The organism is Bradyrhizobium sp. 44 (assembly GCF_023073095.1).
Classification (GTDB): domain Bacteria; phylum Pseudomonadota; class Alphaproteobacteria; order Rhizobiales; family Xanthobacteraceae; genus Bradyrhizobium.
The window spans coordinates 201,046-225,102 of sequence record NZ_JADPIY010000038.1 but is presented as its reverse complement, the minus strand read 5'-3'; the positions used below and the strand labels follow the sequence as shown (position 1 = coordinate 225,102).

The window sequence follows — 24,057 nt, the reverse complement described above, 5'->3', positions numbered from 1 at the left end:
TTGGATGGAATTCTCGCGCGAACGTTCCCGAAAAACTTCAGCCGCCGATGCCGAGCCGCTTCAGCACCGACACGGTCAGCCGCTCGCAGCGCCACCCGGCGAACGGGAACGCATCCATCACCACCGGACCGATCTCCTTCTCGACGTTCTCGCGCAGCATGGTCCGCGCACGGTGCAGCCGCGTCTTCACGGTCTCGGGCTTGACGCCGAGCAGCTCGGCGGTCTCCTCGATGTTCATGCCTTCCATGACGCGTGCGACGAAGACCATCCGGAAGACATCCGGCAACTCATCGATGGCGCGCTCGACGACGCGCTGGATTTCACGTTGGGCCATGGTCCTTTCCGGATCGCCTGCGGGAGAAGCGGGAAATTTGATGATCTGCGCCTCGAGCATCGCTTCGGGCACCGAGCCGAGTTCGACATGCGGCCTGGCGCTTCGCGCCCGGCCAAGCGCCTCGTTGATGGCGATGCGCGACAGCCAGGTCGATAGCCCGGACTCGCCGCGGAAGCCGTCGAGATGGGTGAAGGCGCGGACATAGGTTTCCTGAACGACATCCTCGGCTTCGCTGTCGCTGCGCAGAATTCCGCGCGCCAGACGATAGAGCCTGCGGTTGTTGGCCTGCATGATCTCGCGCAACGCGGCCTCGTCACGGCCCCGCGCCCGCTCGACCAGTTCGGCTTCCAAGGTCCGTATTTCCGATGTTTTTGCGCCGGCGGATAGGCCGGCTGCGGTCCGTGGCATGGCGGTCACCTGCTCGATTGGCTTCGTTCCCGGACATTGGATGCCGCCCCAAGGGAAAGGTTCCCAACTTTCTGTCCCTCCCCTGGGGGAGGACCAGGGAATGTCCTAATCTGTCTCGATCGGGAGCGCCGGATCCCTCGCCCACTCGCCCATCGAGGCGTCGTAGAGCGTCAGCTTGTCGTAGCCGAGCTGCGTCAGCAACAGCAGGTCGATCGTCGCCGAGATGCCGCCGCCACAATAGCAGATCACATTCTTGTCGCGGGTGACGCCTGCCGCGGCGAATTTGGCTTCGGCATCGGCGAGCGAGGTCAGAGTCTTGTCGGCATTGACGAGCGTTGCCGCTGATACGTTGACGCTGCCGGGAATGCGGCCGGGCCGCCCGTAGCGACTCGGCTCGAGGCCGCGATGAAATTGTGGACCGAGCGCGTTGACGATAACAGTCGCGGAATCGCCGAGCCGTGCCTTCACTGCATTCTTGTCGACGAAGAAGCCAGCGCGCGGTGTGGCCTTGAAGGTCGTCGCCGGATAGCCCTTCGGGGCGCCTGTTACGACCGGCCGTCCCTCGTCCTTCCATTTGTCGAGGCCGCCGTCGAGCACCCGCGCGTCGACGCCGAGCGAGCGCAGCATCCACCAGACCCGCGTCGACCACATCATGGTGCCGATGCTGTAGAGGACGACCGACTTCGATGCATCGAGGCCGTGGCGGCCGAAGGCGGCCTCCAGCTGGGCCACATCAGCCATCATGAAGAATTGCTGCGCGGAGGCGTCAGAGAACTCGCCCTGCAGGTCGAGAAAATCGGCGCCCGGAACATGGCCCGCCTCGAACGTCTTGTCGCCGGGCACCGCGCGATAGGGCACGTCGCTGCCCGGCGGCACCGGCTCGTTGTAGGTCGTGCAGTCGTAGAGGCGCAGGTTGGGATCGCCGAGCTGGGCTGCGAGTTGCTCGGTGGTGATGAGGGGTGTTGGTTGGGTCATTCATTCCTCCCTCAGCGTCGTCCTGGCGAAAGCCAGAACCCATTGCCACAAGATCAAATTGTGGCGCACACGTGTAGCCACCCATCTTCGCAACAAAATGCAGTCGGGATAATGGGTCCTGGCTTTCGCCAGGGCGACACCCGGATGTGTGGGAAGTTTGTGCCGCTTACCTGCAATCCCTACTGCTTCAACGTCTCCAGAAACCGCACCGGCTCACCTTGCGAGGCCGTCACGAGCTCGCCCTGCCACATCACGCGGCGGCCGCGGACGAAGGTGCCGACGGGCCAGCCGGTGACGCGGACGCCGTCATAGGGGGTCCAGCCGGCCTTGGACGCGACCCATTTGTTGGTGATGGTCTCGCTGCGCTTGAGATCGACGACAGTGAAGTCGGCATCGTAGCCGGCGGCGATGCGGCCCTTGCAGGCCATATTGTAGAGGCGCGCGGGGCCGGTGCTGGTGAGATCGACGAACCTTGCCAACGACAGCCGGCCGGCATTGACGTGGTCGAGCATGAGCGGCACCAGCGTCTGCACACCGGTCATGCCAGAGGGCGAGGCCGGATAGGTCTTCTGCTTCTCTTCAAGCGTATGCGGGGCGTGGTCCGAGCCGAGCACGTCGATGATGCCCTGCTCGATGCCGCGCCAGATCCCGGCGCGATGATCGGCGCCGCGCACCGGCGGGTTCATCTGCGCCAGCGTGCCGAGCCGCTCGTAGCATTCGGGCGCGACCAGCGTGAGATGATGCGGCGTCGCCTCGCAGGACGCGACATCCTTGTGGTCGCGCAAAAATTCGATCTCTTCCTTGGTCGAGATGTGCAGCACGTGGATGCGCTTGCCGGTCTCGTGCGCGAGCTTGACCAGCCGCTGCGTCGCCATCAGCGCAGCGGTCTCGTCGCGCCACACCGGGTGCGAACGCGTGTCGCCCTCGATGCGCAGCGGCTTGCGTTCATTAAGACGGTATTCGTCCTCGGCGTGGAACGCGGCGCGGCGGCGGATCACCTGGAAGATGCGGCGCAGGCTCTCGTCGTCCTCCACCAGCAGCGCGCCGGTCGAGGAGCCGATAAACACCTTGACGCCGGCGCAACCGGGCGCACGCTCCAGCACCGGCAGATCCTGCACATTCTCGCGGGTGCCGCCGATGAAGAAGGCGAAGTCGCAATGCATGCGGTGATGGGCCCGCTTCACCTTGTCGGTGAAGGTGGCCTCGGTCACGGTCAATGGCGAGGTGTTCGGCATCTCGAACACGGCGGTGACGCCGCCCATCACGGCGCTGCGCGAGCCGGTCTCGAGGTCTTCCTTCTGCTCCAGCCCGGGCTCACGGAAATGCACCTGCGTGTCCATCACGCCGGGCAGGATGTGCAGGCCCTTGCAGTCGATCACCTCCGCGGCGGAAGCCTGGGACAGCGCGCCGATCTCGGCAATGCGGCCGTTGACGACGCCGATATCGCGGGCTCCCTCGCCGTCCTGGTTGACGACAGTGCCGCCCTTGAGGATCACGTCGAAACGCTGGGTCATGGCTGAAGGCCTCTCTCGTCCCCAAGCGCAGGGCTTGAGGTCTTGTCGTTTTTGCCTTGCGGGCTTACGTTCCGGAGCAACATGTCGCAAGAGATTTTCGTATGAAATCAGCGTTTCTTCCGGACCGGGGCGTGATCAAGGTCGCGGGCGAGGATGCGCGCAACTTCCTCAATGGCCTCGTCACGACCGATGTCGACAAGCTGAAACCGGGCCTGGGCCGATTCGGCGCGCTGCTGACGCCGCAGGGCAAGATCATCGTGGATTTCCTGATCACGGAAGCGCCTGCCGGGCATGGCGGTGGGTTCCTGATCGATTGCCCGAAGCCGCTTGCCGACGGCCTCGCCACCAAGCTGAAATTCTACAAGCTGCGCGCCAAGGTCACGGTGGAAAACCTGTCCGAGGATCTCGGCGTGCTCGTGGCCTGGGACGGCAAGCCTGCAGCCCAGCCCGACCTCGCCTTCACCGATCCGCGCAATGAGGACCTCGGCACCCGCATCCTGATTCCCGAAGATCTCAAACAGAAGCTGTCCGATCTGATCGGCGCCGAGATGGTCGACGCCGCCGCCTACGAGGCCCACCGCATCGCGCTCGGCGTGCCGCGCGGCGGGCTCGATTTCACGTACAGCGATGCGTTCCCGCACGAGACCAACATGGACCGCCTTTCCGGCGTCGATTTCGACAAGGGCTGCTATGTCGGCCAGGAGGTCGTCTCGCGCATGCAGCATCGCGGCACCGCGCGCACCCGTAGCGTCAAGGTGCTGCTCGAGGACTCCTCGCCCGAGCCCGGCGTCAGCGTTCTCGCCGGCGACAAGCCGGTCGGCACGATGGGCTCGTCGGCGCAGGGCAAGGGTATCGCGCTGGTGCGCATCGACCGCGTCGCTGATGCGCTCGATGCAGGACAGGCGCTGACTGCCGGCGGCCTCGCTGTGAGGCTTGCCGAACCAGACGTCGTGCGCATTCCAACGAAGCAACCCATCGCATGAGCCGTGCTCCCCGCCTGCATCCCGACGGAAAGACGCGTTGCCCCTGGCCCGGCGAAGATCCGCTCTACGTCGCCTATCACGACACCGAATGGGGCGTGCCGGAATACGACGACCGCGCGCTCTATGAGAAGCTGATCCTCGACGGTTTCCAGGCCGGCCTGTCCTGGATCACGATCCTGCGCAAGCGCGACAATTTCCGCAAAGCCTTCGACGATTTCCAGCCGGAAAAGATCGCACGCTACAACGAGAAGAAAGTTCACGCGCTGATGAACGATGCCGGCATCGTGCGCAACAAGGCCAAGATCGACGGCGCGATATCGAGCGCGAAATCCTATCTCGACATCATGGAGAAGGGCCCCGGCTTCTCGAAATTCCTGTGGGACTTCATGGACGGAAAGCCCAAGGTCAATCATTTCAAGACCACCGCGAGCGTGCCGGCCTCGACGCCGCTCTCCATGCAGATCTCCAAGGAGCTGTCCGCGCGCGGCTTCAAATTCGTCGGCCCGACGATCGTCTATGCCTTCATGGAGGCGACCGGCATGGTCAACGATCATCTCGTCGACTGCCATTGTCACGCGAGCTGCGGCAAGTCGCAGCGCAAGCCGCGCCTCAAGGCCAAATGACGGCCAGGAAATCGTCACGCGATGTGGCGTCTCGTGCCTGGCAGCGCATGCTGTCGGGCCGGCGGCTCGATTTGCTCGATCCCTCCCCGCTCGACATCGAGATTGCCGACGTCGCGCATGGGCTGGCGCGTGTCGCCCGCTGGAACGGCCAGACCATTGGCGCACACATATTCTCGGTCGCGCAGCATACGCTGCTGGTCGAAACCGTGATGCGGCACGAGAACCCCCGCGTCGATCAGCGCATGCGGCTTGCCGCGCTGCTGCATGACGCGCCCGAATATGTGATCGGCGACATGATTTCACCGTTCAAGGCCGTGCTCGACGGTCATTACAAAGCGGTCGAGAAACGCCTGCTCGGCGCCATCCACATCCGCTTTGGCCTGCCGCCGGTGCTGCCGGACGAGATCACGCTGGCGATCAAGGCAGCGGATCATGGCGCGGCCTATCTGGAGGCGACCGCGCTTGCCGGATTCAGTGAAAGCGAGGCCAAGCGCCTGTTCGGCAAGGACCCCGGCCTGTCCGACAGCGTCCGGCGCGACTATCTCACCCCCTGGACGGCTGCCCGGGCCGAGAAGCAGTTTCTGGAGCGGTTTGGCGCCGTATTTGCGTAGGTCCTGCAGGGCGGGCAATAGGGCCCTCGCGCCGCCCCCACTGATTTTGCGCAATGAGACGAAAGTGGTGGGTACGCTTCGCTTTGCCCACCCCGCCAACGCTCGCTATAATCTGCGGAAAAAGGTCCGCCATGATCCACGTCTGTTCTCTCGCCGCCCTCCCCGAAACCGTCCGCCTCACCAAGGCCAGCCACGTGCTGACCGTGATGGCCAATGTCGAGCAGGTGGCCCGGCCGGTGTCGGTGCTGCCGGCCAACCATCTCAAGGTGTCGATGGACGACATCACCGAGGAGATGGACGGCTTCGTCGCGCCATCGGAAACGCATATCGAGCAGGTGCTGAACTTCGTGCGCGGCTGGGACCGCGACGCGCCGCTGGTGGTGCATTGCTATGCCGGCATCAGCCGCTCCACCGCGAGCGCCTTTGCCGCCGTGTGCGCACTCAATCCGGATCGCGACGAGACCGAGATCGCGAAGAAGATCCGGGCAGCTTCCCCGATCGCCTCGCCGAACCGCCGCATCGTCGGCCTTGCCGACCGTGCGCTGGGCCGCAACGGCCGCATGCTGCGCGCACTCGACGAGATGGGCCCGGGCGCGATGATGGTCGAGGGCCGCCCCTTCGTGATCGAGCTCGAATGACAGTTGCGATCGCCATCGCATGAGCGAAAAGCTGCTGACGCCGATCGAGATCGGCCTGACTGCCGCGATCGTCGCGATCGAGGATCACGAGCCGCTGATCCTCACCGCGCGCGACAGTGACGGACTGGCGGGCCTGCCGTTCGGCCCGTTCGATGCGCCGAGCCATCGCACGTTCGAGATCGGCCTGCGGGCCTGGGTCGAGGAACAGACGGGGCTGCGGCTCGGCTATGTCGAACAGCTCTACACGTTTGGCGATCGCGGCCGGCATGCCGAGGCCGGCGACACCGGCGCGCACATGGTGTCGATCGGCTATCTCGCACTGACGCGCGCCATCGGCGGCGAACTGGCAGCCACGAGTGCGAGCTTCGCGCCATGGTATCGCTTCCTGCCTTGGGAGGACCGGCGAGAGGGCCCGCCCGCGATCATCGCGGACGACATCGTCCCGGCATTGACCGAGTGGGCCGAAGAGGAGACGCCGGAGACGACGCGCGCATTGCCGCGCAAGGATCGGGTGCGGTTCTATTTCGGTCTGGACGGCGCGTCCTGGGACGAGGAGCGCGTGCTCGACCGCTACGAGCTCCTGTATGAGGCCGGGCTGGTCGAGGAAGCACGGCGCGACGGCCGCCCTGCGGCATTAGCGCGCAAGGCCCTGTCCGCGCTCGGCACATCCATGCGCTTCGACCACCGCCGGATTCTTGCGACAGCGATCGCGCGACTGCGTGCCAAACTGAAGTATCGTCCTGTGGTCTTTGAACTTTTGCCCGCCGAGTTCACACTCACCGAATTGCAGTATACGGTGGAGGCGATCTCCGGCCGACACCTGCACAAACAAAATTTCCGCCGCCTGGTCGAAATGGAAGCCCTGGTCGAACCGACCGGGGTGATGTCGACACAGACGGGCGGACGTCCGGCGGCGCTCTACCGCTTTCGTCGCGACGTGCTCCAGGAGCGGCCTGCGCCGGGCTTGCGCGTACGCTCCCGGCGCTAACCCGAGATATGCGTGATCGGCCCCTGCCCGCCGATTGCCTGGAGGCTTTATGTCTGACGGCCCGTTTGACGTCTTCGCGCTGATCATTGCGGTCATCGCTTTCATCATCGCGATTAAGGCCTCCAGCCAAGCGGCTGAGCTGCGACGACGGCTGAGCTCGCTCGAAGAGACGTTCCACGCGCAACGGCCCGTGCAGCCGCCGCGGATCCCGGCAGATGTGTGGGCTGAAGCGTCCGCGACGAGTTCCGCAGCGCCGCCCCCGCTCGTGCCCCAAGCCGAACCGGGAGCCGAGGCGCCGCTCCCGCTCGTCACAGAGGATGTTTCGCCGCCACCGCTCGCAGCGAACACCGAGGCCGACGCGCCGCCGCTGCCCGCACCCGCGCCCGGCTTCGAGGAACGGCTCGGCACGCGCTGGGTGGTGTGGATCGGCGGCCTTGCGCTCGCGCTCGGCGGCTTCTTCATGGTGCGCTATTCGATCGAGGCCGGCCTCGTCGGCCCCGGCGTGCGCGTGTTCCTTGGCGGCGTATTCGCGCTGGCGCTGCTGGGGGCCGGCGAATGGTCACGCCGCAAGGAGAGCATCTCCAATATCGCCGCGCTGCCGATCGCCAACATTCCCGCGATCCTCACCGCTGCCGGTACGGCGGTGGCATTTGCGACCATCTACGCGGCTTACGCGCTCTATGGCTTCCTCGTCCCCGCGACCGCCTTCGTGCTGCTCGGCCTCGTTGCGCTCGGCACGCTGGCCGCGGCGCTGTTGCACGGGCCCGCGCTCGCGGGCCTCGGTGTGGTCGGCGCGTTCGTGACGCCGATCCTCGTCTCCAGCGGCAAGCCGGACTATTGGGCGCTCTACATCTATCTCGCGATCGTCACCGCCGCGAGCTTCGGCCTCGCCCGTATCCGGCTTTGGCGCTGGCTTGCAGTCACCACCATCGCCTTCGCCGTGCTCTGGATCTTCCCGGGGCTCGATACCAGCGACTTGCAGGTCGCGCCGCACGCTTTCCATGTGATCGCAGGCTTCGTTCTTGCCGCTCTTCTCGTCGTCTGCGGCTTCATGTTCGGCCCGACGATCGAGGACGGCGAGATCGAACCGGTCTCGTCCGGCTCGCTCGGTGCCTATCTGTTCGGCGCGATGCTGATCGTGCTGTCGAGCGCGCATGTGGACCTGGCGCTGATCGCCTTCGCGCTGCTGGTCGGCGCGACGCTGCTTGTCGCCTGGCGCGCGCCGGCGGCCACCGGCGCGCTCGGCTCAGCCGCCGCGACCGTCTTCGTCGTGTTCGCCGAATGGGCGGTGCGCGCCAATCCCGACATGCTGGTGCTGCCGGGCGGCCCCATCGCCGGCATCGCACCGACGGCGACCGATAGCGCGGTGACGCTGCATCTGGTGATGGCTGCGATCTTCGCTGCCGGCTTCGGCATCGCGGGCTTTCTCGCGCAGGGCCGTTCGAACTCGGCGATCATTCCAGTGGTGTGGTCGGTCGCGGCTGTCGCGACGCCGATCGCGATCCTGGTCGCGCTCTACGCACGCATCGCGCATCTCGACCGCTCGATTCCGTTCGCCATCCTCGCGGTGCTGCTCGCCGCCGCCTTTGGTGCTGCCACCGAAGCCCTTGCGCGCCGCGAGACCCGGCCGGGCGCCATGATTTCCACGGCCTTGTTCGCGACCGGCACGCTCGGTGCGTTGGCGCTGGCGCTGACATTTGCGCTGGAGAAGGGCTGGCTCACGATCTCACTGGCGCTGATGTCGCTCGGCACCGCCTGGATCTCGATGCAGCGGCCGATCCCGTTCCTGCGCTGGCTGGCCGCGATCTTCGCAGGCCTCGTCACCGCACGGATCGGCTATGACCCCCGCATCGTCGGCGACGCCGTCGGAACCACGCCGATCTTCAACTGGCTGTTGTGGGGCTACGGACTGCCGGCGGCATCGTTCTGGGCGGCGAGCCTGTTCCTGCGCCGACGCGCCGACGACGCCCCGCTGCGCATGGTCGAGAGCGCCGCGATCCTGTTCACCGCGCTGCTTGCCTTCATGGAGATCCGCCATTTTGCGACCGGCGGCGACGTGACGTCGGCACCGTTGCTGCTCGAATGCGCGCTGCAGGCCTGCGTCGCGCTCGCCATGGCGATCGGGCTGGAGCGTCTGCGGCAGCGCAGCCGCAGCATCGTGCACAATGTCGGCGCGGTCGTGCTCACGGTGATCGGCGGGCTCGTCGGTGTGTTCGGCCTCCTGATCCTGGAGAACCCGCTGCTGTGGCGCACTGACGTTGGCGGCGCCGTGTTCAACCTGCTGCTGCTCGGCTACGCACTGCCAGCGGTGTTGATGCTGCTGCTGTCCTATGCCGTGGTTGGCGAACGCGGCAAGGCCTACGCCAACACGATTGCGGGCGGCGCGCTGCTGTTTGCGCTTGCCTATGTCACGCTGGAGATCCGCCGTTTCTATCACGGCCCGATCCTCTCCGCCGGGGCGACGACGGGCGCCGAGCAATATACCTATTCGATCGGCTGGCTCGGCTTCGGCGTGGTGCTGCTCGGCGTCGGCATTCTCGTCAATTCCGAGCGGGCGCGGCTGGCATCGGCCGTCGTGATCGCGTTGACGATCCTGAAGGCGTTCGTCATCGACATGTCGACGCTGACAGGCGTCTACCGCGCGCTGTCGTTCATGTGCCTCGGCATCGTGCTGGTCGCGATCGGCTGGCTCTACCAGCGCATCCTGTTCCGGCGGCAGGTCGCACCGCCGCCGGCTCCGCAGACGAGCATGTGAGAATCAGGCCGCGCGAACCGATTCCAGGAATTGCGCGACCTCGACCTTGAGACGGGTGCTGTCCGTCGCCAGCGATTTCGCCGCCGACAGCACCTCAGTCGAAGCCTCGCCGGTCTCGATCGCGCCGCGCTGCACGTTGGTAATGTTCGACGAGACCTCCTGCGTGCCGACCGAGGCCTGCTGCACGTTACGCGAGATTTCCTGCGTGGCCGCGCCCTGCTCCTCGACTGCGGCAGCGATGGCTGCAGCGACCTCGGACAGCCGCTCGATGGTGCCGCCGATCTCCTGGATGGCACTGACCGATTCCTGCGTCGCCGCCTGGATGCCCGCGACCTGCGCCCCGATCTCACCGGTCGCTTTCGCGGTCTGCTCGGCCAATGCCTTGACCTCGGACGCGACGACGGCGAATCCGCGGCCCGCTTCGCCGGCACGTGCGGCCTCGATGGTCGCATTCAGCGCCAGCAGATTGGTCTGGCCCGCGATGGTGTTGATGAGCTCGACGACATCGCCGATGCGGGAGGCAGCCTGCGACAGCGCATTGACGCGGTCGTTGGTCCGCGTCGCCTGCTCGACGGCCTCAGCGGCCATTCGCGCCGAGTCCTGCACGCGACGGCTGATCTCGGTGATGGAGGACGACAGCTCCTCCGAAGCGGATGCCACCGCCTGGACGTTGGTCGAGGCTTCCTCGGAGGCGGCCGCGACGACGGTCGCGAGTTCCTGTCCGCGCTGCGCGGTGTTGGTCAGCGTCGAGGCGGAGGCCTCGAGCTCGGTGGAGGCCGAGGACACGGTCCCGACCACCTCGCCGATCATGGCTTCGAATTTGCGGGTGATGGCGTCGACGCGGCGGCCGCGTTCGATCTTGGCTTCGGCATCGCGCGCAGCGGCCTCGTCGGCGGCCTTCTTGGCGATCAGCGCCTCCTTGAAGATCTGCAGTGCATCCGCCATCGATCCGATCTCGGTCTTCTCGCCGCGATGCGGCACCTCGGCCGAAAGGTCGCCCTCGCCGAGCGACTGCATCGGGCGGATGATTGAGGCAATGCCACGAGAAACGTCGCGCACGAGATAATAGGCGGCGCCGATCGCGATCACGACCGAGAGCACGATGATGCCGACCAGCACGCGGAAGATCATCGCGTAGCTATCGGCGGCCTGCTTCGTCTCAAGCTCGGCGCCGCGGTTGTTGAGCTCGATGCCCTTCTGAAGCAGGGGGTCGGCGGCCTGGGCCATCTTCGCAACCTTGGTCTGCAGTAGCTCGTTGGCGTCGGCCGGGAAGCGGCCGACATTCTTGCGCGACAGCGCCATCACGTCCTGCACGCCGTTCAGATACTCGGCCCACGCCGTGCTCCATTGCCCATAGAGCGAGCGCTCTTCGGCGGAGGTGATCAGCGGCTCGTAGACCTTGCGCGTCTGGTCGATACGCGCCCGGAGCGAGGCGAGGCGCTTCTCGGCGGCGTCCTTGCCCTCAACGGTGTCCTGCATCAGATGCAGACGCAGCGCGACGCGCAGCTCGTTGATGTCGGCGCGAAGCGAGCCGAGCGCGCGCACGCTGGGCAGCCAGCTCTCCGCGATCTCGACCGTATGGGAATTGATGTTCTGCATGGTGCCGATCGCCGTCACGCCGACACCGGCGAGCGAAAGGACGAGGACCGACAGCACGGCCAGAAGCTTGAAGACGATGGACAATTTCGACATCACGACAAATCCCGATGTTACCTCGCAATACGCAAACCACCTGCGCCGCAAATCGCCACGAAGATGGCGAGACGGAGGTCAGTTCAACAATGCTGGCTGGTTCTTATCCCGTGAGATTGCACCTATAGTCGCAAGTAGGCGTTAACAGAGACCTACGTAAAATTACGGGACACTTCCGACAGTCGCAATTTCTCTTGCAACCATCTGTTGCAGCTCGCAGCCACCTCATGCTGCCACGCGCAGCCGGTCCGCTTGCGCCGCAACATGCGACCAACGCGGCAGCGGCTCACGCCGCCCGTACCGATTCAAGGAAGCGCGCGACCTCGCTCTTCAGCCGGTTGCTCTCCTGCGACAGCGATTGCGCAGCCGAATGCACCTGCGCCGAGGCGGCCCCGGTTTCGCCTGCGCCGCGCTGAACGTCGCCGATATTTGCCGAGACCTCCGAGGTGCCGTGCGCGGCGTGCTGGATGTTGCGGGAGATCTCCTGGGTAGCGGCGCCCTGCTCCTCGACCGCGGCGGCGATGGTCGACGAGATCTCCGACATCCGTGCGATGGTGTCGCCAATCTCCTTGATCGCACCGACCGAGTCTTGCGTCGCGGTCTGGATCGCACCGATGTGCTGGCTGATCTCGCCGGTCGCCTTCGCAGTCTGCTCGGCGAGCGCCTTCACTTCGGTCGCGACCACGGCAAAGCCCTTGCCGGCTTCGCCCGCCCGCGCCGCCTCGATCGTTGCATTCAGCGCCAGCAGATTGGTCTGGCTGGCGATGGTGTTGATCAGCTCGACCACGTCGCCGATGCGGGAGGCGGCCTTGGTCAGCTCGGCGACGCGCGCATTGGTGCGCTGGGCCTGCTCGACCGCGACATCGGCGACACGCGCCGATTCCTGCACCTGGCGGCTGATCTCGGAGATCGAGGAGGTCATTTCCTCGCTCGCTGAAGACACCGACTGCACGTTCGCGGAGGCCTCTTCGGAGGCGGCCGCCACGACGGTGGCAAGCCCGTTGCCGCGCTCGGCGGCCTGCGTCAGCGTGTTCGAAGATGCTTCGAGCTCGGTTGCAGCCGACGAAACAGTATCGATGATCTCGCCAACCGCGCCTTCGAAATTATCCGCGAGCCGGTGCATGTCGGCCTTGCGCTGCTGGTGCCCGCGCGCCTCGGCCTCGATCTGCTCGATGCGCAGCCGCTCGGCCTCCGCCATGCTGGTCCTGAACACCTCGACGGCGCCGGCCATCTCGCCGATCTCGTCCCTGCGCCCGACGCCGGGGACGGAAATCGAAAGCTCGCCGCGCGCAAGCCGCGTCATCGCACCGACCATGCCGGCAAGCGACTTCGAGATCGAACGCCCCAGAAGGAAGCCGACCGCGGCGAGCACGACGACGGTAACGCCGAAGGCGACCATCATCCACATGCGCACGGCATCGCGGGTCGCAGCTTCCGCGACGTCGGCCTTCCTGTAGAGGTCTTCGACTGTGTTGCGCACCTCGATCATGCTCGGTTCTAACCCACGGAACGTTTTCATCATGCTGGCGTCGAGGGCCGCAGTTTGCTGCGCCGTCTCCACCCACGCCGTGAACTCGGACTGGTATTTCTGCAGCTTGGCTGTGATGTCGTTCATCACTACCATAGGGATTGCGACGACCTCTATCGCCTTGGAGAACTCGACTGCGGCCTTCTTCATCTCGGCGATGTATTTTGGGTCGCGCCGCAGCATGAAGTCCTTCTCGTGCCGGCGCATCATCAGCATCCAGCTGGTGGACCTGGGATCGTCGATCTCCTTGAGCTTGGCCTCGATGTCGTGCACGGCGGCGCGGAGCGAGCCGGAGAGGCCCAGAGTCTCGTTTAGGCCGAGCCGGGTCTCCGCGGCCACCAATGCGCCGAAGTCCGACGCGTATCGCTTGAAGCCGTCCTGGGCCTGCTTCATCCGGTCGGACAGCGCGCCCAAGCCGCCGGCCGACATCAGCCGCTCCACCTCGTCGAAATCGCGATTGATCGGCCCGATCAATTCGGCATGGGCCTTGGCGTAGCTCTCGTTGCGGCGCTGCTGAAAGTTCTTCTCGTTGCGGCGGGCCTCCAGCATCTCGATGGAGAGCTGCTTGTCGAGGTCAGCGATCGCGCGAGCGCGGTTGGCGACGGCACGGGAGGCATCCTGGGAGAGGCTGCCGATCTGGTAGATCGAGCCAAAAGCGACGAGGCCGACGAGACCGAAAAGTCCGATCGCCATGACCTTGTGGGTGAGACGGATGGAAAGGCCGCTCATGAGTGTGCTCCAATACGTCGATACGCAATACGGGAGGGCGACTCAGCGCCCGGAATATTGCGGGCATCATGACTGCATCGGTTTTCCGGAAGGTTAACCCTGCGCGGTCTTCGTCGCGGCTCCGCAATATGCACGCGCGCAAACGCCGCGCTTCTACGCGCGGCGGTTGCAGTTCTCTCATGATATGCGCCCGTCAGGCGGCGCGCACGGTGTCGAGGAACTTGCCGACCTCGAGCTTGAGGCGGTTGCTGTCGCCGGACAGCGACTGCGCGGCTGCCAGCACCTGCGACGATGCCGAGCCGGTTTCGCCTGCACCGCGCTGCACGTCGGTGATGTTGGACGAGACCTGATGAGTGCCTTCGGCCGCCTGCTGCACGTTGCGCGAGATCTCCTGCGTTGCCGCGCCCTGCTCCTCGACGGCCGCAGCGATCGTGGACGATATCTCGGACAGCTTTTCAATGGTGTTGCTGATGGCGCTGATGGCGGCGACCGAGTCCTGCGTCGCCGCCTGAATGCCGGAAATCTGCTGGCCGATTTCGCCGGTCGCCTTCGCGGTCTGCTCCGCCAGCGCCTTCACTTCGGAAGCCACCACGGCAAAGCCGCGACCGGCCTCGCCGGCGCGTGCCGCCTCGATGGTGGCATTGAGCGCCAGCAGATTGGTCTGGCCGGCGATGGTGTTGATCAGCTCGACCACGTCGCCAATGCGCGCCGCCGCCTTGGACAATTCGCCGACACGGTCGGTCGTGGTTCGGGCCTGGGTTACCGCCTCGCTCGCGACCCGCGCCGATTCCTGCACCTGGCGGCTGATCTCGGTGATCGAGGACGACAGCTCTTCGGTCGCAGAGGCAACCGACTGCACGTTGGTCGAGGCCTCCTCGGAGGCCGCAGCAACCACTATCGTCAGCTCCTGTGCCCGCTCCGCCGTCGAGGTCAGCGTCGAGGCCGAAGCCTCGAGCTCTGTCGCGGCGGAGGAGACCGTATCGACGATCTCGCCGACGGCGCCTTCGAAACTGTCGGCAAGCCTGCGCATATCGGCCTTGCGCTGCTCGGCCGCCACCTGGTCCTGTCGCATCTTGGCTTCCGCTTCTTCGCGCGCCTTCTGCTCGGATACGGTCTTGAATTTCTCGACGGCACCGGCAACGCCGCCGACCTCGTCCTTGCGGCCGAGGCCCGGCAGCACCACGGCGAAGTCGCCGCCGGCGAGCTTCTCCATTGCGGCAGTCAGGGCGCGCATCGGACGGGCAATGCTGAAGATCGAGAAGACGCAGGCGCCGATCAGGACGAGCGCGACCAGCACGCCTGCGATCAATGACGTCCGCGCAACGGACGCAGCCTGCGCTTCCGCCGCCGTGCGCGCCTCCTCACTCCTGTGCTTGGCGAAGTTCGTGATTTCGTCGGCGAGCTCCGATATTTCCGCGTTGATCGGCGCCAACGTTTCCTTGCGGATGCGGTCGATCTCGGCGGTCAGCTTTGCCAACTGCGTCGCCGCTTCGCCGTCCTTCTTCGACTCGAGTGCGAGCTCCTGCTTGCGGATCGCCTCGATTTGCTGCTCGCCCTTCTGGAAATTTCCGATCAACACGGTCAGGCGGTCGATACGCTTGTGGTTCTCCGGCGATTGCGAAAGCCTTGCCATTTCACCCGAGAACTTCAGGGCCGACGTCTGCCGGTCATTGAAATAGCTGGCGGCTTTCTGCATCTCGGTCGGTGAGCTCGACATCAGGATGTCGCGAATGCCGATCTGCATGCCCCGCACCGACGATTTCGCTTCCGCGGCATTGAGCGCGATCGCCTGCTGTCTCGATGCGCCATCGCCGAACTTCTGGACCTCGGCGCCTCCGCTCATCTGGAGGAGGATCATCACGGCGACGAGCGCGAGGGTCAGCGCCGAGGTGATGGCGAGCTTGGTGCCAATTCGCAGGTTCTGAATGATCATCATCGAAAAATATCCTTGGGATACGCATTGTCGCGACCAAGCGCGTGAACAGCTGGGAAGGATATCTGACGAGCCCTCCATTAACGTTAAGCGCGAGAGCGGCGCCGCTTAGGTAGAAATACTGAATGCGCCGCTCGAATTGCCGGGTTACCGCAACTATCCCGCGCAATCGGAACATGCTTCGCGAATTTGCGAGGTCCGCGTGCGTTAACGTCTACCCCCTACGAGGTCGCTCCGCAGACGCAACCGATTTCGGATTCGGTTGCGACTGCGCGATGCCGCGTCACGCTGCGCGCACGGTATCGAGGAAGTTGCCGACCTCGAGCTTAAGGCGGTTGCTGTCTCCGGAGAGCGACTGGGCCGCCGCCAGCACCTGCGACGACGCCGAGCCGGTCTCGCTCGCCCCGCGCTGCACGTCGGTGATGTTGGCCGAGACCTGATGGGTGCCTTCCGCCGCCTGCTGCACGTTGCGGGAGATTTCCTGTGTCGCCGCGCCCTGCTCTTCCACGGCAGCCGCGATGGTGGAGGAAATCTCCGAGAGCTTCTCGATAGTGCCGCTGATGTCCTTGATTGCGTCGACCGAATGCTCGGTCGCGGTCTGGATGCTGGCGATCTGCTGCCCGATCTCGCCGGTGGCCTTCGCGGTCTGTTCGGCGAGTGCCTTGACCTCGGAGGCGACGACCGCAAAGCCGCGACCGGCTTCGCCGGCGCGCGCGGCCTCGATGGTCGCGTTGAGCGCCAGGAGATTGGTCTGACCCGCGATGGTGTTGATCAGCTCGACCACGTCGCCGATCCGCGTCGCCGCCCTGGACAATTCGCTGACACGCTCGGTGGTGACACGCGCCTGGCCGACAGCTTCGTTGGCCACGCGGGCCGATTCCTGCACCTGCCTGCTGATCTCGGTGATAGAGGACGATAGCTCCTCGGTCGCCGACGCCACCGCCTGCACGTTGGTCGACGCCTCCTCGGAGGCCGCAGCAACCATGGTCGTGAGCTGCTGCCCGCGCTCCGCGGTCGATGTGAGCGTCGACGCCGAGGCTTCGAGTTCGGTCGCTGCCGAGGACACGGTATCGACAATCTCCCCGATGGCGGCTTCGAAGCCGTCGGCCAGCTTCCGCATATCCGCCTTGCGCTGCTCGTCTGCCCGCCGCTCGGCCGCAGCGTGATCGCCGCGCATGCGTTCGACTTCGAGGCCGTTTTGCTTGAAGACTTCGACGGTCCGCGCCATCTCGCCGACCTCGTCACCTCGGCGGGTGCCTGGCACGACTGTCGTGAAGTCGCCATTGGCGAGCCCACCCATCGCAACCGAAATGGCTGATAGCGGCTTGAGGATCCGGCCAAAGGTGATCCAGAAACTGAGGCCAGCGAGCATCACCGAGGCGCAGAGCAACACGGCCGTGAAAGCGAAATTACGAGTGCTGCCTTCTGCCTGCATCGTGGCTTCGCGGTCAGCGGCCGCGCCAATGACTTCACCGAGCTTCAGCACCGCATTGATGCCGGCAGTGGCCCGCGTGAAGTATTCGGGTCCGGTGATCTTGTAGTCCCCGCCTTCGCCACCGGCGAGCACAATTGCCCGCGTTTCGCCGTAGGCTCCAAAATAGGACTTCTCGACCTCCGTCATCGCCTCGCCGATCTGCACGGCGAGGTCGGAGCGCAGCCGCACCGGCAATACCGTGTCCCATGCGAGTTCGACCTTGGCTCGCAGCGCCGAAAGGCGCTCATAGCCCTCCATCCCGAGCTTCGCGCGCGCACCGACGACCCCAGCCAGCAGGGCCCGCTCCCTTCCGGCATTCTCGGCCATCTGAGCTGTCAGATGTCGCAAGCCGATGAGCTGAGCCAGCCTTGCCACGGGCGGGCTGGTGAGCGTTTCGAGCGTCAGCCGCAAGCGGTTGCTCGCGACGTCGATCACCTCCGTAATTGTCGGCGCGAAGCCATCTACGAGGTCAGGCTCGCGTTCGACGCGCGGGCGCGACATTCCCGCATCGGCCTTCTCACGCAAGAGACGCAGCGCCTCAAAATTCGACGCGGCGTCCGCAATCTGTCTTTGCCCCGCCGTCATTTCGGGAATCGCGCTGATATCGAGGGCGGCTTGGCGAAAGGCCTCGTCGGCCGTCGCGCGCGCCTTGGCGATTTCGGCACGGCGCTCGGGGCTGACGACATCAGGAGACTTCAGCACGGCGTTGGTCAGCCCGCGTTCAATCGCCCAATGTCCTGCGCTGCGCAGCAGCAGATGGGCAACTGCATTGACCTTCAGGAATGCCTCGGACTCTCGCCTCTTGAGGATGGCCTCATAGGCGATGAATCCAGCCGAGGCCAACCCCAGCAAGACCAGGGCAGAGATGATGATCGGCAAGATCGTGCCGATCCGAACATTTCCAAGCCGACTCCACGCGCTGGCGGCCTGAGTTCGGACCTGCTGATGATGAGCAGGGCTCAACATGCTAAGTTTCCCCCAAAGGAAACACGCAGCCAAGTCCTTGCCGGCTGCATGGACGTTGATCGCCCTTGCCGGAGAATCTAGTCCTCGAGTTTCGCATTCTGGTTAACGGGAGGGCCCGGAGAAATACTGAGATTTCAGCCCAAATAATTGAAATGGAAGAGATAATTTCGCGAGTAAGTTGTAAATTTCAGCTGGAGGTCGCCGCCGTTTGCTTTTGCAGCCGATGTTCGCCGAAGGCATGCGCGAGACGTTCGCGGCGGCGATCGGATGCAAAAACGCCCCGCCTGAGAGAGGCAGGGCGTCTCTCTAACTGTCTGGAACGAGGTTCTTAGGCAGCCCGCACGGAATCGAGGAATTTGCCGACCTCAAGCTTGAGGCGGTTGCTGTCGCCGGACAGCGACTGCGCGGCTGCCAGCACCTGCGACGATGCCGAGCCGGTTTCGCCTGCACCGCGCTGCACGTCGGTGATGTTGGACGAGACCTGATGAGTGCCTTCGGCCGCCTGCTGCACGTTGCGCGAGATCTCCTGCGTCGCCGCGCCCTGCTCCTCGACGGCCGCAGCGATCGTGGACGATATCTCGGACAGCTTTTCAATGGTGTTGCTGATGGCGCTGATGGCGGCGACCGAGTCCTGCGTCGCCGCCTGAATGCCGGAAATCTGCTGGCCGATTTCGCCGGTCGCCTTCGCGGTCTGCTCCGCCAGCGCCTTCACTTCGGAAGCCACCACGGCAAAGCCGCGACCGGCCTCGCCGGCGCGTGCCGCCTCGATGGTGGCATTGAGCGCCAGCAGATTGGTCTGGCCGGCGATGGTGTTGATCAGCTCGACCACGTCGCCAATGCGCGCCGCCGCCTTGGACAATTCGCCGACACGGTCGGTCGTGGTTCGGGCCTGGGTTACCGCCTCGCTCGCGACCCGCGCCGATTCCTGCACCTGGCGGCTGATCTCGGTGATCGAGGACGACAGCTCTTCGGTCGCAGAGGCAACCGACTGCACGTTGGTCGAGGCCTCCTCGGAGGCCGCAGCAACCACTATCGTCAGCTCCTGTGCCCGCTCCGCCGTCGAGGTCAGCGTCGAGGCCGAAGCCTCGAGCTCTGTCGCGGCGGAGGAGACCGTATCGACGATCTCGCCGACGGCGCCTTCGAAACCGTCGGCAAGCCTGCGCATATCGGCCTTGCGCTGCTCGGCCGCCACCTGGTCCTGTCGCATCTTGGCTTCCGCCTCCTCGCGCGCCTTCTGCTCCGACACGATCTTGAATTTCTCGACGGCACCGGCAACGCCGCCGACCTCGTCCTTGCGGCCGAGACCCGGCAGGACAACAGAGAAGTCACCACCAGCGAGCTTGTCCATGGCAACCGTGAGCGCGCGGATCGGCCGCGCGATGGTCAGGAAGGACATCAACCACGAACCGATGAGGACGAGCACGGCGCACGCACCGACCACCATGCCGAGACGCTCGCTCGCGGCCATCTCCTGGCTCGCGGCAGCGATTTCTTCATCGCTCTTGTGCTTGGCGAAATCGGCAATCTCGCTGGTCAAATTGTCCAGCTGTGTGGCAAGCGGCAGCGTCACCTCGCGGATCTGGCGCGCGCCTTCCTCGGAAATCTTGGCGGCGCGGACGGGGTCCGTGGCCGCAACCGCAATGGCCTCGCTGCGAACAGAGGCGTTCTGCTGCGCGCCCTTCAGGTAATCGGCCGACGTAGACCTGAGCTTCTCCATCCGCGCGCGGTTTTCCGGGGCGTGCGACAACCTGAGCATGGAATCGACAACGCCGTTCAGTGCTTTCGACCGCTCCAGCAGAAGCTCGCTCGCCTTTTGCAAGTCACCCTGATTGTTGGCGAGACGCATGTCCCGTACGGCGAGTTGCAAGCCGCGTATCCCAAGCTTGGCTTCGGTGGCCTCGCGCACCAATTCCTGCTGCGCAATCGCTGCCTGGTTGGAATGACGCACGGTGTTGTTGCCCATGACCTGGCTCGCGATCATGGCGCCGACGAGAATAACGCCGAACGCCGAAGCGAGCGCGAGCTTGGTACCGATTTGCAGATTCTGAATGAGTCTCGACATGAGGGCGTTTCCCGGGTTGCGCGGCCAAGTCATTGTCGGCCGCCCTCGGCGTTGATCGCCCTTGCCTAAAAACTGAGCTTCAGGTGTGGTGATCCGGTTAACGATCGCCCCCGGACAAATACCGGACTTACCGGAAAATCCTTGAAAAACGGCACGGTCTGCGCGCTTAACAGGTTAACCACACGCAGCGGTAGGATGCCCGATTTCTAGCCAGTGCGACCAAGGGCCTTTTGGCCCTCGCCGATCAGGCTAATCCGGAACACCGGCTCCTTGTTCTCGTCGAGCAGCTCCATGCGCCATTCGGCGTTCGGCTTCAGGCTGCGCGAGATGCCGCCGAGCAGATTGGCACAGACTTCGGTCATCTCGGTCCAGGCCGCGGCGCGGTCCTCGAACTCATATGGCTGGTCGGCAGCACCGGAATAGCGGCCCGTGCTGATACGGAAGAAGTACAGCGACATCGTTGAACCCTTTTATCGGGCCGCGCCCCCGGCCGTACGCAAACTGGGGCGCGAACAGCTACCAACGCATGAAAGCCGCCGTCCGTATGACTACGGCGCGGCGGCTTCGTGTCTGATGGCAGCTCTCAACGACAAAGTGCGCGGACTGTCCCGCGCACCAACTCACTGGGTGGAGCGGCGCAGCTCCAGCGGGGCATCGTCCCCGGCGGGCTCCGATTTGACTTGCGGCTTCACCGGCTCGAGCCGGCTACTCTCGACGCGCGGGGTCTCGACACGCGCGGCGACTTCGGTGTTGGGCGTGCCGACCGAACCCGTGTGTTCCGACGTGCGCAGCGAGCGCGGCCGCGCCACGGCGCGCGCCATCAGCATCTGGTTGCCGCCCTGATGATGGAAGTCGCAATAGGCGAAGCCCATCCCCGATACCGAGCCGCGGAAACTGCGATCGTCGGTCTTTTCAAGGTTGAAACAGGGCTCGAACGGAATGCCCTTGATGGAGGCGCAGACGTTCTGGCCGCGGATCTGAAGCGTGTTGCCGGGCAGGCGGAGATGTTTCACCGGACCTGCACCCGAGAACTGCACGGCGCCGGCGGCGCCGAGGTCGTCCATGATGCGGCCAGCGCCGCGGGTGCCGTCAAAGCAGGTGAAAGCAAACACCTTCCCGGCGACGAAGCGGCGCGCCTCATCGGCGTTCATGCTTCCAGCAATGGCCGGCGCAAGCGTCGCTACCGCCGTGACCGCCCCCAACACAATACGCGCAAGCATGCTCAACTCCGAACCAACCCCGCAGCGGGCTATGCCTTATCTCTTTACCCGCTGCTTACCATACTAACCATGGCGACATTGAAGCAGCATGGTTGGTAAAGTCTGAACGCCGTTAGACAATTTTTACAACGGTGCGACCGCGGACTTGGCCGGCCAGGATTTTCGCGCCCCACTCCGGAACGTCGGAAAGCGAAATTTCGTGAGTAATTTCAGCTAGTTTTGTCCGATCCAGATCGGACGCCAGGCGCTGCCAGGCGGCTTTCCGCGGCTCGATCGGACACATCACGGAATCGATGCCGAGAAGGCACACCCCGCGCAAAATGAAGGGAGCGACGGAAGACGGCAGGTCCATGCCGGCAGCCAAGCCGCACGCCGCGATCGCGCCGCCGTACTTCGTCATCGACAGCAGGTTTGCGAGCGTAGTCGAGCCGACGCTGTCGACGCCACCCGCCCAGCGCTCCCTCGCAATGGGCTTGGCAGCCGCCGACAATTCGTTGCGGTCGATCACCTCCGTCGCGCCGATCTCTTTCAGATAGTCCGCTTCGGACGCACGGCCGGTGGACGCGATGACGTGATAGCCGAGCTTTGAGAGCACGGCGGTCGCAACCGAGCCGACGCCGCCCGCCGCGCCCGTCACCACGACCGGACCGCTCTTCGGCGATACTCCGTGCTTCTCCAGCGCAAGCACGGACAGCATCGCGGTGAAGCCGGCGGTGCCGATCGCCATGGCGTCGCGCGCCGACAGGCCCTGCGGAAGAGCGACCAGCCAGTCGCCTTTCACCCGCGCCTTCTCGGCATAGGCCCCGAGATGCGTCTCGCCCATGCCCCAGCCGGTGCAGACGACCTTGTCGCCCGCCTTCCATTGCGGATGCGAGGACTGCTCGACCGTGCCGGCGAAATCGATGCCGGCAATCATCGGGAAGCGGCGCACCACCGGCGCCTTGCCGGTGAGCGCAAGGCCGTCCTTGTAGTTCAAGGTCGACCATTCCACGCGGACGGTTACGTCGCCCTCCATCAGCTCGGCTTCGTCGAACTGCGTGAGCTGCGCGGTGGTGCCCTTGTCCGCCTTGTCGATCCGGATCGCCTTGAACGTCGCCACAGCAAAACTCCCTGACTTGTTTCAGGGGATGTTTAGCCGATCAGGCAGGCTGCGCAACCGCCCGCTGGACCGGTTTCTCCACGATCGGAAGATTGATCAGCGCCGAGAGCACGCCGAACAGGATCGAGAGCCACCAGATCGGCGTGTAGGAACCGAACCGCTCGAACACGATGCCGCCGAGCCAGACGCCGAGGAAGCCGCCGACCTGATGGCTGACGAAGGCGAAGCCATAGAGGGTGGCGAACCAGCGCGTGCCGAACATGATCGCGACCAGCGCCGAGGTCGGCGGGACGGTCGACAGCCAGGTCAGGCCGGAGACCGCGCCGAACGCAATCGCCGAGAACGGCGTGATCGGGAACGAGATGAAGGCAAGCGTCGCAAGCGCGCGCGTTAAATAAATGGTCGAGAGGATGTAGCGCTTGGGCAGGCTGTTCTGGAGATAGCCGACGCTCAGCGATCCCATGATGTTGAACAGGCCGATCGCGGCGATCACCCAGCCGCCGATTTGCGTGGAGATGCCGCTGTCGACCAGAAAGGCCGGCAGATGCACCGTGATGAAGGCAAGCTGGAAGCCGCAGGTGAAGAAGCCGAGCACCAGCAGCACGTAGGAGCGATGGCCGAAAGCTTCCGCGAGCGCTTTGGTGAAGGTCTGCTGGTCCGCAGGCGGCGCGTTTGCGGTGCTTGCGACCGGCGGCGTCGAGAGCGCCAGCGCCAGCGGGATGATCAGCAGCATCAGGAAGCCGAACACGGTGAGCGCCTGCTGCCAGCCGAAATTGTCGATCAGGGCCACACCGATCGGCGCGAACAGGAATTGCCCGAACGATCCCGCCGCAGTGCCGGCGCCGAGCGCAAGGCCGCGCTTCTCGGCCGGCAAGAGCTTGGTAAAGGCCGACAGCACCAGATTGAACGAGCAGCCGGCGAGACCGAAGCCGACCATGACGCCAGCACCGATGTTGAGGGACAGCGGCGTCGAGGAATAGCGCATCAGGAGCAAGCCGCCGGCATAGAGCAGAGCGCCGACGCACATCACCCGGAACAGGCCGAAGCGATCGGCGACCGCACCGGCGACGGGTTGGCCCAGTCCCCACAGCAAATTCTGAAAGGCAATCGCGAGGCCGAACACGTCGCGGCCCCAGGCATATTCATGACTCATCGGCTGCACGAAGAAGCCCAGCGCCGAGCGCGGGCCGAAGCCGAGCATCCCGATCGCGCAGCCGCAGAGAATGATGATCGCCGGCGTGCGCCAGGAGGAGGAACGGGAGACCGAACCGAGCTCACCCATCTGTGTCGACATGCTGTTCCTCGTGCGTCGCGGTTTCGCAAATGGCAGCCGCGAGCGAGCTCGTTTAATGCATCTGCATGAAAACCCCAAGTCAAAAACGATTGCATTCCGAGAAGAGCTGGCGCGGGAGCATTGCATTTCCTCGCGGCCTCGTCCGACGCGCCGGGCGCCCGACCTGACGGAAATGTGTGCGGTGAGATCTGGCGGCTCCCAACATGACGTGCTATTTACTATTTGCTCAGA

18 protein-coding genes are annotated in these 24,057 nt (G+C 64.9%); 6 read left to right on the top strand and 12 right to left on the bottom strand.

The annotated features are described in order from the left end of the window. Window positions 1–37: 37 nt before the first annotated feature. The 3 genes from IVB41_RS33735 to IVB41_RS33725 all read right to left on the bottom strand — a co-directional run bounded on the left by IVB41_RS33735 (window position 38) and on the right by IVB41_RS33725 (window position 3,231). Window positions 38–742: an RNA polymerase sigma factor gene (locus IVB41_RS33735; RefSeq protein ID WP_027568639.1), complete on the bottom strand. Its 705-nt coding sequence runs from the start codon at window positions 740–742 to the stop codon at window positions 38–40. 105 nt (window positions 743–847) lie between these two features. Continuing rightward, window positions 848–1,717: a sulfurtransferase gene (locus tag IVB41_RS33730; protein WP_247356976.1), complete on the bottom strand. Its 870-nt coding sequence runs from the start codon at window positions 1,715–1,717 to the stop codon at window positions 848–850. Between the two features lie 179 nt (window positions 1,718–1,896). Continuing rightward, a complete protein-coding gene (locus IVB41_RS33725) occupies window positions 1,897–3,231 on the bottom strand; it encodes a dihydroorotase (RefSeq protein ID WP_247356977.1) in 1,335 nt (444 codons plus the stop codon). A gap of 101 nt (window positions 3,232–3,332) precedes the next feature. On the opposite strand from IVB41_RS33725, the gene IVB41_RS33720 reads away from it, so the two are divergent. The 6 genes from IVB41_RS33720 to IVB41_RS33695 all read left to right on the top strand — a co-directional run bounded on the left by IVB41_RS33720 (window position 3,333) and on the right by IVB41_RS33695 (window position 9,829). Then, the gene (locus tag IVB41_RS33720) at window positions 3,333–4,214 is read left to right on the top strand and encodes a folate-binding protein YgfZ (protein ID WP_247438912.1); all 882 of its coding nucleotides are present in this window, start codon (window positions 3,333–3,335) and stop codon (window positions 4,212–4,214) included. Next, window positions 4,211–4,837, top strand: a complete 627-nt coding sequence (locus IVB41_RS33715) for a DNA-3-methyladenine glycosylase I (protein ID WP_247438910.1) — start codon at window positions 4,211–4,213, stop codon at window positions 4,835–4,837. Before IVB41_RS33720 ends, IVB41_RS33715 begins: the two co-directional genes overlap by 4 nt. Next, on the top strand, window positions 4,834–5,448 hold the full coding sequence (locus IVB41_RS33710; RefSeq protein WP_027568634.1) for a YfbR-like 5'-deoxynucleotidase: 615 nt from the start codon (window positions 4,834–4,836) through the stop codon (window positions 5,446–5,448). Before IVB41_RS33715 ends, IVB41_RS33710 begins: the two co-directional genes overlap by 4 nt. Before the next feature lie 131 nt (window positions 5,449–5,579). Further along, entirely contained in the window at window positions 5,580–6,086 is a 507-nt protein-coding gene (locus tag IVB41_RS33705) for a tyrosine phosphatase family protein (protein ID WP_027568633.1), read from the top strand. A gap of 19 nt (window positions 6,087–6,105) precedes the next feature. Next, window positions 6,106–7,074, top strand: coding sequence for an NrtR DNA-binding winged helix domain-containing protein (locus tag IVB41_RS33700; RefSeq protein ID WP_247438908.1), 969 nt, complete (start codon window positions 6,106–6,108; stop codon window positions 7,072–7,074). 49 nt (window positions 7,075–7,123) lie between these two features. Further along, window positions 7,124–9,829, top strand: a complete 2,706-nt coding sequence (locus IVB41_RS33695) for a DUF2339 domain-containing protein (protein ID WP_247438906.1) — start codon at window positions 7,124–7,126, stop codon at window positions 9,827–9,829. A 3-nt stretch (window positions 9,830–9,832) separates the two neighbouring features. On the opposite strand, the gene IVB41_RS33690 is transcribed toward IVB41_RS33695, so the two are convergent. The 9 genes from IVB41_RS33690 to IVB41_RS33650 form a co-directional block, all read right to left on the bottom strand. Continuing rightward, complete coding sequence (locus tag IVB41_RS33690) at window positions 9,833–11,521, bottom strand: methyl-accepting chemotaxis protein (RefSeq protein WP_247438904.1); 1,689 nt, start codon at window positions 11,519–11,521, stop codon at window positions 9,833–9,835. A gap of 286 nt (window positions 11,522–11,807) precedes the next feature. Beyond that, complete coding sequence (locus IVB41_RS33685) at window positions 11,808–13,778, bottom strand: methyl-accepting chemotaxis protein (protein ID WP_247438902.1); 1,971 nt, start codon at window positions 13,776–13,778, stop codon at window positions 11,808–11,810. A gap of 193 nt (window positions 13,779–13,971) precedes the next feature. After that, on the bottom strand, window positions 13,972–15,714 hold the full coding sequence (locus tag IVB41_RS33680) for a methyl-accepting chemotaxis protein (protein WP_247438899.1): 1,743 nt from the start codon (window positions 15,712–15,714) through the stop codon (window positions 13,972–13,974). A gap of 280 nt (window positions 15,715–15,994) precedes the next feature. Beyond that, complete coding sequence (locus IVB41_RS33675; protein WP_247438897.1) at window positions 15,995–18,151, bottom strand: methyl-accepting chemotaxis protein; 2,157 nt, start codon at window positions 18,149–18,151, stop codon at window positions 15,995–15,997. Between the two features lie 328 nt (window positions 18,152–18,479). Further along, window positions 18,480–20,213, bottom strand: coding sequence for a methyl-accepting chemotaxis protein (locus tag IVB41_RS33670; RefSeq protein WP_247438895.1), 1,734 nt, complete (start codon window positions 20,211–20,213; stop codon window positions 18,480–18,482). Window positions 20,214–20,419: 206 nt separating this feature from the next. After that, on the bottom strand, window positions 20,420–20,671 hold the full coding sequence (locus IVB41_RS33665) for a DUF6894 family protein (RefSeq protein WP_247291160.1): 252 nt from the start codon (window positions 20,669–20,671) through the stop codon (window positions 20,420–20,422). Window positions 20,672–20,833: 162 nt separating this feature from the next. Further along, window positions 20,834–21,433: a hypothetical protein gene (locus IVB41_RS33660; RefSeq protein WP_247438893.1), complete on the bottom strand. Its 600-nt coding sequence runs from the start codon at window positions 21,431–21,433 to the stop codon at window positions 20,834–20,836. A 112-nt stretch (window positions 21,434–21,545) separates the two neighbouring features. Beyond that, entirely contained in the window at window positions 21,546–22,532 is a 987-nt protein-coding gene (locus IVB41_RS33655; RefSeq protein ID WP_027568624.1) for an MDR family oxidoreductase, read from the bottom strand. A gap of 40 nt (window positions 22,533–22,572) precedes the next feature. Next, window positions 22,573–23,826 (bottom strand): MFS transporter, encoded by a 1,254-nt coding sequence (locus IVB41_RS33650; protein WP_247291166.1) that lies wholly within the window; start codon window positions 23,824–23,826, stop codon window positions 22,573–22,575. Window positions 23,827–24,057 lie beyond the last annotated feature (231 nt).